The organism is Psychrobacter sp. 1Y6, assembly GCF_052258385.2.
GTDB lineage: Bacteria > Pseudomonadota > Gammaproteobacteria > Pseudomonadales > Moraxellaceae > Psychrobacter.
This window is the reverse complement of the sequence record NZ_JBQQEW020000001.1, coordinates 2495986-2511048: the sequence shown is the minus strand read 5'-3', so window position 1 is coordinate 2511048 and position 15063 is coordinate 2495986. Positions and strand designations below refer to the sequence as shown.

The 15063-nt window shown below is 41.0% G+C and carries 10 protein-coding genes, 2 tRNA genes and 1 rRNA gene; 6 read left to right on the top strand and 7 right to left on the bottom strand.

The features are described from left to right. The first annotated feature begins 140 nt into the window (after positions 1-140). A 5S ribosomal RNA gene (rrf, locus tag ACTXGF_RS24110) occupies positions 141-254 on the top strand. A 690-nt stretch (positions 255-944) separates the two neighbouring features. On the opposite strand, the gene ACTXGF_RS24105 is transcribed toward rrf, so the two are convergent. Both ACTXGF_RS24105 and ACTXGF_RS24100 read right to left on the bottom strand, forming a co-directional pair. Next, positions 945-1919, bottom strand: a complete 975-nt coding sequence (locus ACTXGF_RS24105; protein WP_443532303.1) for a purine-nucleoside phosphorylase — start codon at positions 1917-1919, stop codon at positions 945-947. A 704-nt stretch (positions 1920-2623) separates the two neighbouring features. Beyond that, positions 2624-4342, bottom strand: coding sequence for a hypothetical protein (locus ACTXGF_RS24100; RefSeq protein WP_443532304.1), 1719 nt, complete (start codon positions 4340-4342; stop codon positions 2624-2626). 121 nt (positions 4343-4463) lie between these two features. On the opposite strand from ACTXGF_RS24100, the gene ACTXGF_RS24095 reads away from it, so the two are divergent. From ACTXGF_RS24095 to ACTXGF_RS24085, 3 genes are all read left to right on the top strand, one after another. Further along, positions 4464-4877, top strand: coding sequence for an OsmC family protein (locus tag ACTXGF_RS24095; RefSeq protein ID WP_057758892.1), 414 nt, complete (start codon positions 4464-4466; stop codon positions 4875-4877). Between the two features lies 1 nt (position 4878). Further along, positions 4879-5343 carry a flavodoxin family protein gene (locus ACTXGF_RS24090; protein ID WP_443532931.1) on the top strand — a complete coding sequence of 155 codons (465 nt, stop codon included), beginning with the start codon at positions 4879-4881 and terminating at the stop codon, positions 5341-5343. 100 nt (positions 5344-5443) lie between these two features. Then, entirely contained in the window at positions 5444-6133 is a 690-nt protein-coding gene (locus ACTXGF_RS24085) for a DUF938 domain-containing protein (protein ID WP_443532307.1), read from the top strand. Between the two features lie 130 nt (positions 6134-6263). Here ACTXGF_RS24085 and ACTXGF_RS24080 read toward each other — a convergent pair whose 3' ends face one another. After that, positions 6264-7055 (bottom strand): dienelactone hydrolase family protein, encoded by a 792-nt coding sequence (locus ACTXGF_RS24080; RefSeq protein ID WP_443532308.1) that lies wholly within the window; start codon positions 7053-7055, stop codon positions 6264-6266. 560 nt (positions 7056-7615) lie between these two features. On the opposite strand from ACTXGF_RS24080, the gene ACTXGF_RS24075 reads away from it, so the two are divergent. Next, positions 7616-9703 carry a catalase gene (locus ACTXGF_RS24075; RefSeq protein WP_443532310.1) on the top strand — a complete coding sequence of 696 codons (2088 nt, stop codon included), beginning with the start codon at positions 7616-7618 and terminating at the stop codon, positions 9701-9703. A 324-nt stretch (positions 9704-10027) separates the two neighbouring features. Further along, positions 10028-10816 (top strand): MBL fold metallo-hydrolase, encoded by a 789-nt coding sequence (locus ACTXGF_RS24070; protein ID WP_443532312.1) that lies wholly within the window; start codon positions 10028-10030, stop codon positions 10814-10816. Positions 10817-10903: 87 nt separating this feature from the next. Here ACTXGF_RS24070 and ACTXGF_RS24065 read toward each other — a convergent pair. The 4 genes from ACTXGF_RS24065 to ACTXGF_RS24050 form a co-directional block, all read right to left on the bottom strand. After that, a tRNA-Lys gene (locus ACTXGF_RS24065) sits at positions 10904-10979 on the bottom strand. A gap of 182 nt (positions 10980-11161) precedes the next feature. Beyond that, positions 11162-11237, bottom strand: a tRNA-Lys gene (locus ACTXGF_RS24060). A 193-nt stretch (positions 11238-11430) separates the two neighbouring features. Further along, positions 11431-13380: a MacB family efflux pump subunit gene (locus ACTXGF_RS24055; RefSeq protein WP_198327634.1), complete on the bottom strand. Its 1950-nt coding sequence runs from the start codon at positions 13378-13380 to the stop codon at positions 11431-11433. A gap of 299 nt (positions 13381-13679) precedes the next feature. After that, a complete protein-coding gene (locus tag ACTXGF_RS24050) occupies positions 13680-15005 on the bottom strand; it encodes an efflux RND transporter periplasmic adaptor subunit (RefSeq protein ID WP_443532314.1) in 1326 nt (441 codons plus the stop codon). Positions 15006-15063 lie beyond the last annotated feature (58 nt).

Here is a 15063-nt window from a genome sequence, read left to right as displayed (position 1 = left end):
TATAGCTCAGGCTATAGAATAAAGAAAGAACATTTCGATATCACCTTTAACCTTGATTCAGTTAGGTTACAAGTTGATCGACAACAAGCTCAAACTTGATGTCAATAAAAACAATAACAGACTCATATCTAACCCCCTTTGCTGACGACAATAGCGCGATGGCCCCACCTGATCCCTTCCCGAACTCAGAAGTGAAACATCGTAGCGCCAATGGTAGTGTGGTTCGCCCATGTGAGAGTAGGTCATCGTCAGCTCTCTATTCTAGATAAAGCCCCCTTTGCTAACGCAAAGGGGGCTTTTCTTCGTCTAATATTAGAAATTATTTTGTCAATCCTATAACGTATATGCGAACCTTACTACTTATAGAATCACATATGTTTTTATTGCGTATGTACTATTTTAAAGCTCAACACGTGCCCTAAGACGAAAGGAATATCTATCATTAGGCAAGACTATGCCGTTTAATCTAACCAAATGTATTAGATAATACCTAGCCAGTAGAGTTTATAAGCGGCGATAAACAACATCACAATATCCGCTTCTACCTTTTAGTATTATAAAGGAGAGAGTCGTGAGGTATTTGGCATTGATATTGGGACAAGTACCCTTTACTGCGAATAATGCGTTATCTTGATTGTTTAGCTGAGTGGCACTGACATCTTTTGAGTAACTCAAATGGAGTGAGAAAACTCGCTAAAGATTGAATGAAGGTCTATATCAATGAAGAATCTTATAGCTTACTTAATCATATACTATCTAACGAGTTTAAGTGGATCGAGCGCTTAATCATTTTTTGATGAAGCTGAAATGAAAGAGCTATATTTGTAGTAGAGCTTTCAGCCATAGCAGTTCCCAGAATGAGCGTAAACCCACTCTAGAAACTAATTACTGATTGTTATCTATTAACTGTTTGTTGTACTACTTAAAATTTACTTTGAAGTTTTTTATTCCTCTTTGAATTTTGGCACACCTTTTTCCCAGACATCCCAGTTATCAACGATGTGATCGACAGTTTTTGATCCTACTAGCACGATATTTTCTACTGTTTCTGCAAAGCCACCAGCTGTTTCCCCTGGAGCTGGATCTAGATGTCGAAGCGTAGTCTCATTTGGATTACCTTGGTCAAAATTCACTGCACCACGTAAGCTCATTATGCGTTCAATACCTACCGTTCTGTTTAGTACTTGTGCTATTGCAGTGGCTTCCATTTCAGTGATAATGTAATCATCTGCATTATATAGTTCAGCTATATATTGAGCTTGTTTTGACAATCCTGGACCATGAAAAAAGGTATCTCCTGTCATATGGGTGCCTACGGTTATAGCTGGGCTCCGTCGTGCTGCTGCATCAGGATATTTCATTCGATAGGCTCTGGCTTCTTTTGAATCTTTTAAAGCAACTGACTGGCTTAGATGTAGGTTCCATTTTAGCAGTTCAGAGTTAAGTTGATAGCGGCGAATATCTTCATAGCCTTTGCGGGGTGTAAACGTAGGTGCACCTTTTTCACCTTCTTCGGCTTTCCAGCGGTGACCTAAGTCGTAATCTACGAGCCAAGACGCCCAGCTGACATCACCTATCGTGCCTTTACTCGGTGGTGTTCCTGCGACACCGCTTAGAACGAAGTAGCTTTTGCTAAAGTCAAATTTAGGAGAAAGTGTGATTGCTTGCATGGATGCTGAAGACCCTACTTTACCCATCCCTAATACCGAACCACAGACACCTTCGGAGTTACAATAAACTGGGCTATGGGCACCTTCTACTTTTATAGGCTTACTATCTGTAAAATATTGATTATACCAATGCTGAAATTCGCCTGCTTTATCTCCGCTATTTTCACCAATTTCAAACATCGCTGCGATAAATACCTTTACTTGGATTTTATTTTGATGAGTTTCAGCTTGTGCATTACTGCAAAACATGAATATCATGGTAAAAATAGATAAATGAAAAAAATGTTTTTTTATAAACATATGGGACGCCTATTTAAAGTATTTGTGTCTGGATTTATAATTTAATTAGCAATAACTAAAAAATTTGCTGAAACTAAATAAATGCTTATATATATCCAATATAGAATAGCATAATCTGTAGATAGGCTGGAGCGTTCGAGCAGTGTAAAGGGTAGGTCAAAAGGTTTTGGTTGGAATAGATTTTCCTTTTTTACTGATTTTATTTAACTATTTACGCTGTGCAGTTATATTTTTCGATAAAAAATTTCTGCTAGTGACTATTGGACTGGACCTTCACTGTTATGTGGCACTTAATAGCGACTCATACTATTTATGCTTTTCGTTATTTTAGGGCTTACTCATTCTGCTGTTAGGTTATCGGATATATATTTCAGTGTGATTTAGATAAATAGACATTTTTTCTGCCACGAATTTGAACCCTCTATTTTGTTAAGGGTTTACTTACTACGGTATTTTCTAAAGAAATGAAAACAATATTGTTTGTCAAAAATTGAAATAATAGACTCATATCTAACCCCTTTGGCTAACGCAAAAGGGGCTTTTCTTCGTCTGTAGATTGGTGTGGGAAAGCTACTAGTAATTGAGTTCATGAACTTTCCCTATGATAGTCAAATAAAACTCTTATACGAAAAATTTGTCTAAAAAAGAACAGATCATGATACATATTTCTTGTCGAATATAAATACGTTGTGATGAATTGCTTCATTAGTCTTTTGAATATTAAATGTTTTCTTATCTTCAGGTAATCGTAGTACCTTTGGTAGTCGTGCTATTGCCATCTTTTCATTAGCAATGGCATAGTGACGATAGTATTCATTTAAGACTTCATTGCAGTCAAATTCTACGTAAACAATATTATCATTATGTTTTTTAGCTAAATTTATGATGGATAGAAAAAACTCATTTTTCGCTTCATTCTTTGAATGTTCCACATCTTCTAAAGTATAATTTGGTGGGAAACCGACCTTTATTTGTTGCCAAATACTACCATTTTCTTTAGTTTCAAGATAAAATTTCAATTTTTTTTCTAATTGATTCAACTGTATCAGGTTCCGTTCAGTACTATCGAAAGCTTCCTTGATAATTGCAATTATTTCTTTAGAAGCATTAGTGAAATTTTTAATCTCAAAGTTTTTATCCTCTAACGAATCATAAATCGTATCTAGAAAATATTTGAAGCTAATTAGCCTGGCAATCATAACTTCTACATTAGAAGAATATGTAGCGATAGGTCGTAATTGAAAGTTTTGGAGATTATCTATAAGTTTATTAAAAATTTTAGTCAAATAATAAAATAAATAGTATCGATCATCACTATCAGTGACTGCGTTATTAATTATATTAGGTAGTTTATTCAAAATCGAAATTGTGATTTGGTGCTCATAGTCATTCATACGCTTACTGATATGATATTCTGTCTCTTCGCCATCTTTTTTCAATTCTTTTTTGAGTAGAGGTATAATTTGTGTCTTACAAAGATGTTGTGCTTCTGCTATAAATTTGATAATTGTGTCCGATACACCAGCATCCAAAGTATATAGTCGACTTGTACAGTATTTAACGTGTCGTATATAACGTTCTTCATCTATAAGCTCTTTTCTAATGACAACGTGTGTCAGATATACAAATAGATCATTACTACCGCCATCTTCATGCAAAAAACGTTTAATAGAATAAGGATTTTGTCTTGATTTGTCGGCAATACCTATTAAAAACCAGTAACGCTCACTTTCAATGACAAAGAACTTTTTACGCTTTGCCTCTCTTTTTATAATATCGGGTAAGTTGTCTTGTTCCTGAAAGTCTATATCAGTAGAATCCCATGCGCGAAAGTCTCGCCCCTGAATCTTTTGCTTAATAAATACTTCTTTAAAGTATGTTTTTACGATATCAGTATTTAAGTGCCTTATACCAGGTTGTACTATAAGATTTACATTATCGATCCAAAATGCTAAATCGTACAAAAATGCTTTTTTTATACTTTCACGACTTTTTTGGTCTAAAATATGATCACCTATATCAATACGGTTAAGATAATCGATCATCGCCTCTACTTTATCAGCAAGTTCAATAGCATCATATGAATCCGGCTTAGACTCAATAAATTTCAACATCTGTATAGCAATTGCTTTTAGCTCTCGATGACGAATTGCTGTTTTAGATAACAAACTTCTCAAATCATCTGGAATGATATAAGTAAAATTTGGGCTAATGTTCCTTTTTGATAATATTTTTTCGTACACACTTTTACGACTGGGTATATCGAGCTGCGGCAAAATACTGATAAGAATGGTTTTCCAGTTACCACCTAATGCTGGGTCTATCGATTTTAATTGATAAACTTGGTATTCTGAGAGCTCATACACATACATATTACAATTTCCTTTACAGAACTAATGTTTGCACAAATGCTCGCTATCTTAGCATCTATCAAATAACTATCACAGCATCTTTATTGCTCAGGCAGCTAGTTTAATAAACTAAGGCAAGATTATGACCACCTCAAAAGTAACCTACCAAGGCAATTTACGCACCCAAGCTATCCATTTGCAGTCGAATAACCAAATCATTACCGACGCGCCGACGGACAATCATGGTAAGGGCGAAGCGTTTTCTCCGACTGATTTGCTAGCCACCAGCTTGGGCAGTTGTATCTTAACGATTATTGGTATCAAAGCCGAAGCGATGGATATCGATATCTCAGGTACAACCGCAGAGGTTACCAAAGTCATGGCCGCCAAACCAAGGCGGGTAAGTGAAATACATGTCGTAGTCAATTTTTCAAAAGCATTGGACGAGAGTACCTTAAAGCGATTTTATAAAACCGCATTAACCTGTCCAGTAGGCAATAGCTTGGATCCTGCTATTACTCAAAACCTAGTATTTAACAATGGCACAGAAGCCTAATATGGCTACTAAGACTTTACTCATTGTCGCTCATGCGCCATCGCCCAATACTCAGAAATTGGCGCAGGCAGCTTTCGACGGTGCCAATCATCCTGATATAGATATCAACGTCATTTTGAAATCACCGCAGGATACGCAGCCTGAGGATGTATTGGCTGCTGATGCGTTACTGCTAGGTACGACCGAAAATCTAGCGTATATGGCAGGGCTGACCAAGGACTTTTTTGATCGTTGCTACTATCCTGTATTAGAAGAGAAGCAAGGCATGCCATTTGCGGTATATATACGCGCGGGGCATGATGGCACAGGTACCAAGCTTGCGCTCAAAACGATTACAACGGGGCTACGTTGGTCATGGATTCAAGAGGCGCTGATATTACAAGGCGATTGGCAAGACAGCTTTGCTGAGCAAGTAGAAGAGCTTGCTATGACGTTGGCTGCTGGGGTAGAGGCAGGTATTTACTAGTAGTCAGTTGTTTGGCGGCGATTAGGTCAGTCTTAAACAGTGCTTGTTCATCTACTGCTATCAATGCTGAGAGCACAATGGACGGTCTGGGAGAATAGTGATGCATAACGATAATCTGGATAGTGATAATCCAAATAATAAAGTAGATATTTCTGCATTGCCGTTTTCTCAAGCGTGTGAAAATAATAAACAGCCTATTCTAGAAGTACTTCAAACGGAGCTACAAGGCTGTAATCATGTATTAGAGATTGGCTCTGGGACAGGTCAGCATAGTGTCTACTTTGCGCCTCATTTGTCACATTTAAAATGGCAAACTAGTGATGTCACTGGTAATCATCGCCATATCATTACTTGGCACAGTGCTTATCCTGCACCTAACCTATATTTGCCATTAGCGTTTGATTTGGCGCATGACTCAGTACCTGTTAGTAGTCATTTAGATAGTGGTTATTCAAATAGCAGTGATATAGACAAACCTTATGATGTGATATTTACCGCCAATACCTTGCATATTATTAGCTGGGCTTTGGTTGAGCGATTATTTACATTGGCTGGTGATGCGCTACCTGTGGATGGTAAGTTGATTGTCTATGGCCCATTTAACGAAAATGGTAAATATACCAGTGAGGGGAATCAGCGATTTGATGCGATGTTGAGAGCAGGTAATTCTGACAGCGGTATTCGCCATAAAGAAGACATCGTCAGTCTAGCAAACGCTCATTATCTACAACTTTCTAAAACGTATGCGATGCCTGCTAATAATCAACTATTGGTATTTTATAAGCGCTAAGTTTTAAAGCGTTAGCAAAAATTTTATAATAAAAAAGACACCTTAATGGATGGTTTTCAGATCTTAATTGAGGTGTCTCTTTATTTGGGCTTGTTTATATTGTTGCTGATATGATTTTGATACCGTTAGACTATTTATATTCTTCTGCTAAAAAGTCCAAGTAGCGTTTCCAAGAGCGCTGATCTGCACGTGCATCGTATCTATCACTACCGAACACGCTAAAGGCATGTGGCGCGCCGCTATAAGTGACCATCTCGTGAGGTACTTTGGCTGCTTCTAACGTCTTGCCTAAAGTGGCAAAGCTCTCTAGCGAGACAGATTGGTCAGCAGAGCCATGGAATACTAGGATTTCTCCCGTAGTTTTGTCATAGCTTTGACCGGTTGGAATATCAAAGGCACCGTGGAAGGGTACAAAGGCTTTTTGCTCAAAACCTGAACGGGCAAGCTCTAACGCGACCGTACCGCCAAAACAATAACCCATGGTCGTGCCTTCGCGCACATCATTGCCTTGTAGTTGTCCTGCTGTCAGTGCCCCTGCCAATATGCGACGCATTTTATTACGATCATCATATAGCTCCCCAGTTAGGCGTTTGTTTTCTTCGATAGAAGTAGGACGAATGCCTTGTCCAAACATATCGGCTGCCAATACGTTGTAGCCTTCAGCCGCTAACATATCAGCACGTTTGCGCTCATAGTCAGTTAGACCATCCCAATCATGAATCAATAAGATAAAAGGTGCGTTTGGCTTATCCGCCTTGGCGTAATAGCCTTCGTACGCTTTATCATCGACCGTATAGGTCACGTTTTTGGTCGTGATAGCAGCAGCTGTTTGACTGAACGTTAATGCCATTAGACCCATTGACGCGCCTACTAGCAATGAGTGATAAGGTTTTTTAATCGGGGAGCTTAGAGTTGGTAACATGGTAGGTAGCCTTATAGTTATATAAAAAATAGTCGCATTGTCAAATCCATATAAAACCGCTACAACGTCATTTTCACTAACCATACTAATGTATAACTTGCGCTCGGTTTTCTTGTATCGAAATTATCTGAATCCAACGATATAAAAAAGATAAATATAAGGCTAAAACCATGCCAATTTATTTATCAATAGTCTCTAGTACTGCGTAAAAAGCATACCTTAAAGAATAACTACATTACAAGATTCTATTGTTAACGTTTATGCGCCTTTAAGACCATCTAAAGCAGCTGGTTTATAGCGTCTATAGACCTTAACCAAACATCAACAAGGTTTACTATATACGCAACTATATTTGACTTATTTTTTGGGTAGTATAAGTCCTAAGCCTATTATTCCTTTACGAATTTTAGTGCGGTATTAATTTAACGCTCGACAATGCTGAAGACACAGATAAATAAATGACAGATGAAGTCACCACTATCTCAAAGGATATTAAACCTGTGTAGGCACTCTTTTAATGATTTAAAAGAGCACTCTCAATCTATTAGCTAGGATTTTTTATGAATAATAATATCGATCATACTGACCCCGCCAAAAATATGAATACTGAACGTGGCAATGGTGGTGAAACTCATCAGCGTGCAGGCGACGACACTAAAGTATTGACCACGCAGCAAGGTGTGGCTATCGCTGATAACCAAAACTCTTTAAAAGCAGGTTCACGTGGACCGACGCTGTTAGAGGATTTTGTATTACGTGAAAAAATCAATCATTTTGACCATGAGCGTATCCCTGAGCGTATCGTCCATGCTCGTGGTAGCGCAGCACACGGTTATTTTGAGCTAACAGAGTCACTAGAAGAGTATACGACTGCTAAAGTGTTGACCGAAACAGGTAAGCAAACGCCATTGTTTACGCGTTTCTCAACGGTAGCGGGTAATAAAGGCTCAAAAGACACGCCACGCGATGTGCGTGGTTTTGCTGTGAAAATTTATACGGAAGAAGGTAACTGGGACATTGTTGGTAACAACATGCCAATCTTCTTTATCCAAGATGCGATGAAGTTTCCAGATTTGATTCATGCGGTAAAACCAGAACCAGATCGTGGTTTCCCGCAAGCAGCTTCTGCTCATGATACGTTTTGGGATTTTGTCTCACTAAGTCCTGAAACCATGCACAATCTAATTTGGCTGATGAGTGATCGCGGTCTGCCACGTAGCCTACGCATGATGGAAGGCTTCGGTATTCATAGCTATCGCTTAATCAATAAAGACGGTAAGAGCACCTTTGTACGTTTCCATTGGAAGCCAGTATTGGGCGTACAGTCAACCACGTGGGATGAGGCAGTGAAAATCTCAGGTGCTGATCCTGACTATCATCGCCGTGATTTGTTTGAGTCAATCAATAATGGCGACTATCCTGAATGGGAATTTGGCGTGCAGTTATTTACTGAAGAAGAAGCCAACGAATTCCCATTTGATCATCTCGATGCGACAAAACTGATTCCAGAAGAATTGGTACCAGTAAAAGTCGTGGGTAAGATGGTATTGAACCGTTATCCAGATAATTTCTTTGCAGAGACTGAGCAGGTAGCATTCTGCCCATCGCATCTGCCACCGGGTGTTGATTTCAGTAATGACCCATTATTACAAGGTCGTTTGTTTAGTTATCTAGACACTCAGCTATCACGTCTAGGCTCGCCAAACTTTGCCCAGATTCCTATTAATGCGCCAAAATGTCCGTTTGCTAACAATCAGCAAGATGGTCATATGCAGATGCAAGTGCCAAAGACGCGTGTACTCTATGAGCCACAAAGCCTAGATCCAACTCGTCCTCGTGAAAGCACTAAACGTGGATTCAATTCATTCCATGAGCAACTAGATGATGGTGTAAAAGGCCGCGTACGTGACGAGAGCTTTGCCGATCACTATAGTCAGCCACGTATGTTCTACCGTAGTCAGACAGCAACTGAGCAAGCCCATATTGCAACCGCTTATGCGTTTGAGCTAGGTAAAGTAGATACAGCCCATGTGCGTACGCGTATGCTTAGCCATTTGATTCATATCGATGAAGACTTGGCCAATCGCGTAGCAACGGCCTTGGGTATGGAGCTACCAGAGCCAGCTGACGCGGCTGCACCTGTCCAAGACTTGGGAATCTCTAAAGCGGTACAAACTATTGGCCTAACGCCTGATAGCTTAAAAGGTCGCATGATTGGTATCTTAGTCGCAGAAGGTTCTAATAGTAGTGAAGTCAAAAAGTTCGAAGATGCTGCCAAAGCGCAGGGTGCTAGCGTCAAAATCGTAGCACCTAACAAAGAAGTCGTATTGGATGATGGTACACGCATACAAGCTGATGAGCGCCTCGCTGGTGGTCCGTCAGTGATGTTTGATGCCGTCGTTAGTATCATCATGCCTGACCAAGCTAAAAAGCTTGCAAAAGACAGCTCAGCATTAGATTGGTTCAATGATGCGTACAATCATTGCAAAGCCATCGCCTATTGCGGTGCGACTGATGAATTCATCCTAAGTAAACTGCCAGTTGAAAAAGATGAATTTGTGACGCCATTGGCTGAGTTAGATGCCTTTATTAGTAATGCTAAGTCTCGTCTATGGGAACGTGAGCCAAAGGTTCGTGATCTTGCATAGTTGATAAGTAGGTAATTTACGAATTATCTAAGATAACAAATAAGATATTAAGTGTTTCCTTAAACCTAGCCTAAGCGCTGGGTTTTTGCTTTTTATTAATAAGGTGAGAATTTTCACAGATAAAAGTCATGTTATAGGTGCTAATCATTCTTTATTAATCGTTATTAGTCGCATTGTCTCTGTATACCGCCTAGCCTTTGTATATAGTCACAAGCGTTCACTCAAAGTCGTTTTATTTATCGTGACGGGCGCTATACTAAAGGTTGGCTATAAAACTGAACAAAAGCCTCACAATAATAACGACGAATGAGGTAGGGAACACCAATGAGTCTATGTGAAATTGTAAGATTAGAAGGATATATCCAGAGTAGTTATCTGGCAGTATATCCAGATAAAATAATGCTGTTAGATGGTTGCTGCCGTGCTGATGTACCGATGGTGCTCGACTATATCAAGTCAACGTTAAAACGACCCGTCACCGACCTAAAAGTAGTGGTGGTCACGCATATGCATCCTGATCATGCAGGCGGTGCGCATAAGTTTCGAGAAAAGACAGGCTGTCTGATTGTCTCAGCAGATAAAAAAAAGCAGTGGTATAGCGGTATTGGCGGGCACACGATGCACTTCGTAGATATACATCTAGGATACTATGTGGCCAGACGTCAAGGACGCCCATTTAAAAACCTATATTACTCGGCAAGCCTAAAACCAGATATCACTGTCAAAGATGGCGAGCTTGTGCCACACTTTGATGAATGGCAAGTATTAGAGACGCCAGGTCATACGGATCGTGATTTGTCTTTGTTTCATCTGCCCAGTCGCGAAGTATACACCGCTGATTTAATCATTAAATTGCGACACAAGTTCGTAGCACCTTTTCCTGTCTATTACCCTAAAGACTATGTCCAGTCGCTAAAAAAAATTAGGGCATTACAACCGTCAATGGTGATGATGGCACATGGACGAGAGCTGGCGATGAGTGAGGCGGAGTTTGATGAGTTTATCGCTCATGCGCCTAAGCATCCACGTACCATCAAAGATACGATCAGACATAAACTACTATGGCGCAAGAGAGATAACTTTCGACTGTTTAAACGCAAGTATAATAAATAGAGGTAGATAAAAGCTAAAAAACAACATTTAAAAAGCCCAGACGAAAAAAAGCCCAGTTACTAAGATAGTAACTGGGCTTTCTAAATATGGTGGGCTGTCCGCGACTCGAACGCGGGACCAATTGATTAAAAGTCAACTGCTCTACCAACTGAGCTAACAGCCCTGAGCGAGGATTAAATAAAGAATTACTTCATCATATCCAAACTAGGTTTGCATTTTACTGCAAGAGAAAATTCTAACTAAAGAACTTTCTAAAACTAAACATCTTAACGATGTCTTTTAAACTTACTTTTATTAGTCCACTACCGGATAAGGCAGAATGATTAATAAAGATTAAACTAAATATGGTGGGCTGTCCGCGACTCGAACGCGGGACCAATTGATTAAAAGTCAACTGCTCTACCAACTGAGCTAACAGCCCTAACGTTTAAAGTGTTTGTATCCCTAAACGTGAGAGCACATTATATATATTATTATGACAATTACAACCCCACATGATAAAAAAAGTGTAATTCTCTTATAAAATTGCCAATTTATTCCAGTTTATTTAAATTTTCGTCATTATATCGATATTGACTGCTCTATTTTGGCTAAAGCGAGTCAATAATCGATTATTAGTCTCGAGAAAGTGCTTCAACAGGATCTAATTTGGCGGCATTACGTGCTGGCAAGAATCCAAATACTACGCCAATTAACGTCGAACAAACAAAAGCGGCAATAATAGAGGTTGATGAATAGATAACTTTGAAATTATCACCGCCCACGCTATTAATCAGCTCACCAATGGCAAAGGCCAGTCCAATACCAATCAGTCCTCCTAAGATACAGACCAGAACGGCCTCAATGAGGAACTGCTGCATAATATCGCTCTGACGCGCGCCCACTGCCATTCGTACACCAATCTCATTGGTGCGCTCAGTAACAGAGACAAGCATAATATTCATCACCCCAATACCGCCGACGATCAACGAAATAACCGCGACCGATGAGATAAGCAGGGTCATCGTGCCTGTCGTCGACTCGATCGTTTGACGGATAGAGTCTGAATTGCGCAGCTCAAAGTCATCTTTGCCATGGCGACTCTCTATTAAGTCAGAGATGGCAGTCTCTGCTGCACTGGAGGAGATACTGTCATCTAACAACGCTACAAAGCGGTCGATATTGGTACTACCCGTGACACGCGACATCACCGTCGTATAAGGCATATAGATGGTAGGCGTCGTCACACTGGGTCCAAAGCCACCATCGCTCTCTTCGAGGACGCCAATCACGCGTCCAGGCACACTACCAACCAATATTACCTCACCAACAGGATTATCAATATCTGAGAAAAAGGTCTGCTTAGCATTGTCATCGATGATGATATCTTGACTACGTAATGTAACGCTTTTCGCATCAAACCCTTGGCCCAATGCCAACGTCTCACCAGTGACGGTTAGATAGTCTTCGCCAACGCCGTTGACGGTAGCATCCTCTTGTATACTACGATAGCGCACGCTAGAGTTAGCATTTACTTGAGGGCTGACGCTGATAATATAGGGCTGATTGCCGACCGCCTCTGCGTCTTCTGGTGTCAAGTTGTCATCGTTATAGCGGCGTCTAGGGTCGCCTCTAGGGTAGCCATCATTGACGGTGATGGTATTAGTACCTAGCGAGCTAATATTGGCAAGGATTTGCTGCTGAGAGCCTTGTCCAAGACCTACGATAGATACAACCGCAGCGATACCGATGATAATGCCGAGCATAGTCAGTAGGGTACGCATTTTATGCGCGCGCATGGCAAGCAAAGACATTTTAAACGCTTCAAGCAGTCGATCTATAAAGCTACCAAAGGCGCTTTTTCGATGTTCACCAAGGATAGATTCTGGTTTTTTGTCGGTGTGCTTATAATGCTCAGTTTGATAATCAGCGATGACATAGCCGTCTTTTAGCTCAATCACACGCTCCGCTTGCGCTGCTAGCTTTGGGTCATGAGTGACCATGATAATGGTATGGCCTTGTGCGCTGAGGTCATGCAAAATCGCCATGACGTCTTCGCCAGATTTACTATCTAGGGCACCCGTTGGCTCATCTGCCAAGATCACGTCACCACCATTCATCAGTGCACGAGCAACAGAAACGCGCTGTTGCTGTCCACCTGAGAGCTGATTGGGACGGTTGTTGACCTTATTGCCAAGGCCGAGGTCAGTTAGTAGCTTTTCAGCACGATTGGTGCGTGCCTCGGTATCCATGCCTGCATACACGGCAGGGACGGCCACGTTATCTTTGGCACTAATATCACCAAGCAAATGATAGCGCTGAAAAATAAAACCAAAATGCTCACGGCGCAGCTCAGCCAATTGATCGGCATCAAGCTTACGGGCAGATTGACCATAAATCTTATAATCGCCAGCAGTGGCTTGATCTAGACAGCCTAAGATATTCATCAAGGTGGACTTACCAGAGCCTGATTGTCCAATGATAGCAACCATCTCACCTTGATTGATGGTTAGATTGATGTCATGCAAGACACGAATGGTTTGCTCACCAGCAGGGAACTCTCTGATAATGCCAGACAACTCCATAATAGGCTTGCCTGGTGCAGGGTGATTAACGGTATTGGTTTTTGCCGGATTATTTAAGTTATCGAAATTATCTGAGCTGTCTAAGTTATTTAAGTTATCTGAGCTGTTTGAAGGGTTAGCAGAAGTGTGTGACCCTAAGTTTTGAGCCGTGCTACTTTCAGAGCTATCTTCAGTCGACGGTTTAGGAGATATAGTCATAGCAGTGTCTTTAATAAAGGCTAATAAGCGTTATAGTGTTGTTATGAAAGGGCTGCTATGTTTAACAAGCCCTTTTTTATTCAACATAGTCAAAGAACAAGTTACATGCGAGGTCCACCAGGGATACGGCCGCTACCTGATTTCTTACCGCTTTCTTCACTGATGATTACTTCTTCACCTTCTTTCAGACCGCTTAAGATTTGCGCATTTACTCGGTTATCGATACCGACTTCTACAGTACGCTCTTCTACGGTTCCGTCCTCTTTTAGTACACGTACAAACTTGCCAGTGGCTGCTTTGCCTTTTTCTTTACCTTTAGCTCGCTTTTCTTGAATCACTGTTGACGGTACTAATAGCGCGTTTTTGGCTTCATTAACAATAATATAAATCTGCGCGGTCATATCAATGCGGAACAAGCGGTCAGGGTTCGGCACTTCTACGTAGCCGACGTAATAGATAGCAGCGTCCGTTGAGCTGGTGCTACTGATTTGCTCTGGGGCAGGCTCGATAGCAGTCAACGTCGCATCATACTGCTGATCTGGATTACCGATGATGTTGAAATAAGCAGGCATACCAGCATTGACGTTAATGACGTCCGCTTCCGAGATTTGCGCATTGATACGTACGGTCGATAAGTCTGCTAACGTCACTAGTGTTGGTGCCGTTTGATTAGCGTTAACCGTGGTGCCTTGCTCAGTCGTAATGGAAACGACGGTACCTGATATCGGGGCGCGAATCGTGGTATAGCTCAAATCTTCTTCAGCAGTACTGACGTTGGTTCGTGATTTGCGCAATGCTGCTTGCTGACTGTTGATATTGGCTTCGGTAGTCGCAATCGCGGCTTTTGCTGTATCGATAGCCGCACGTGCATTGGCAACGGCTGCTTTTGCGGTCTCGACACTGGTCGCCTGCGTATCATATTCTTGCTGCGAGATAGCGTCGATAGCGACTAAGTCTTGCAAACGCGCAAAATCAGACTGTGCTTGTTTGAGCTCAGACTGACGGCTGGCAAGATCGGCATAGGCACTTTTTAGACTGGCTTGTTTGCTTAACGATTCTGCTTGAGCACTTTGTAGCGCAGCTTCGCTTTGTTCAAGACTGGCTTGTTCATTGCTCAGGCTGTTCTTCTGAGTCACTTGATCAATCTGCGCAATCAAATCGCCTTGCTTGACTTCGTCACCGACTTCAACGTACAGGCGTTTTACTTCACCAGATACCTGTGCCCCTACATCGACGGTATTTAACGCTTTTACTTTACCAGACGCCATGACATTGTTTTCAATATCACCGACTTCAACGGTTGCGGTTAAATAGTTAGGTGTGGTTTCTTCTGGTTTTAAAAAAGTATAGGCCAAAGCCCCTAATGCTACGATAATCAAGGTGATGACACCCCATTTGATAGCAGACTTTTTGCTTATTTTGCGCATGACAACAATCCAATCACAATTAAATCAAGTGTAGATATAGTAGAGACTTCACCTACAA

What these genes read in the sequence shown, in the direction of transcription:
- ACTXGF_RS24070 (WP_443532312.1), top strand. Translation starts at nt 10,028, where the DNA reads ATGAGTCTATGTGAAATTGTAAGATTAGAAGGATATATCCAGAGTAGT.
- ACTXGF_RS24075 (WP_443532310.1), top strand. Translation starts at nt 7,616, where the DNA reads ATGAATAATAATATCGATCATACTGACCCCGCCAAAAATATGAATACT.
- ACTXGF_RS24055 (WP_198327634.1), bottom strand. Translation starts at nt 13,380, where the DNA reads ATGGAGTTGTCTGGCATTATCAGAGAGTTCCCTGCTGGTGAGCAAACC.
- ACTXGF_RS24095 (WP_057758892.1), top strand. Translation starts at nt 4,464, where the DNA reads ATGACCACCTCAAAAGTAACCTACCAAGGCAATTTACGCACCCAAGCT.
- ACTXGF_RS24105 (WP_443532303.1), bottom strand. Translation starts at nt 1,919, where the DNA reads ATGTTTTGCAGTAATGCACAAGCTGAAACTCATCAAAATAAAATCCAA.
- ACTXGF_RS24090 (WP_443532931.1), top strand. Translation starts at nt 4,879, where the DNA reads ATGGCTACTAAGACTTTACTCATTGTCGCTCATGCGCCATCGCCCAAT.
- ACTXGF_RS24080 (WP_443532308.1), bottom strand. Translation starts at nt 7,055, where the DNA reads ATGTTACCAACTCTAAGCTCCCCGATTAAAAAACCTTATCACTCATTG.
- ACTXGF_RS24050 (WP_443532314.1), bottom strand. Translation starts at nt 15,005, where the DNA reads ATGCGCAAAATAAGCAAAAAGTCTGCTATCAAATGGGGTGTCATCACC.
- ACTXGF_RS24100 (WP_443532304.1), bottom strand. Translation starts at nt 4,342, where the DNA reads ATGTATGTGTATGAGCTCTCAGAATACCAAGTTTATCAATTAAAATCG.
- ACTXGF_RS24085 (WP_443532307.1), top strand. Translation starts at nt 5,444, where the DNA reads ATGCATAACGATAATCTGGATAGTGATAATCCAAATAATAAAGTAGAT.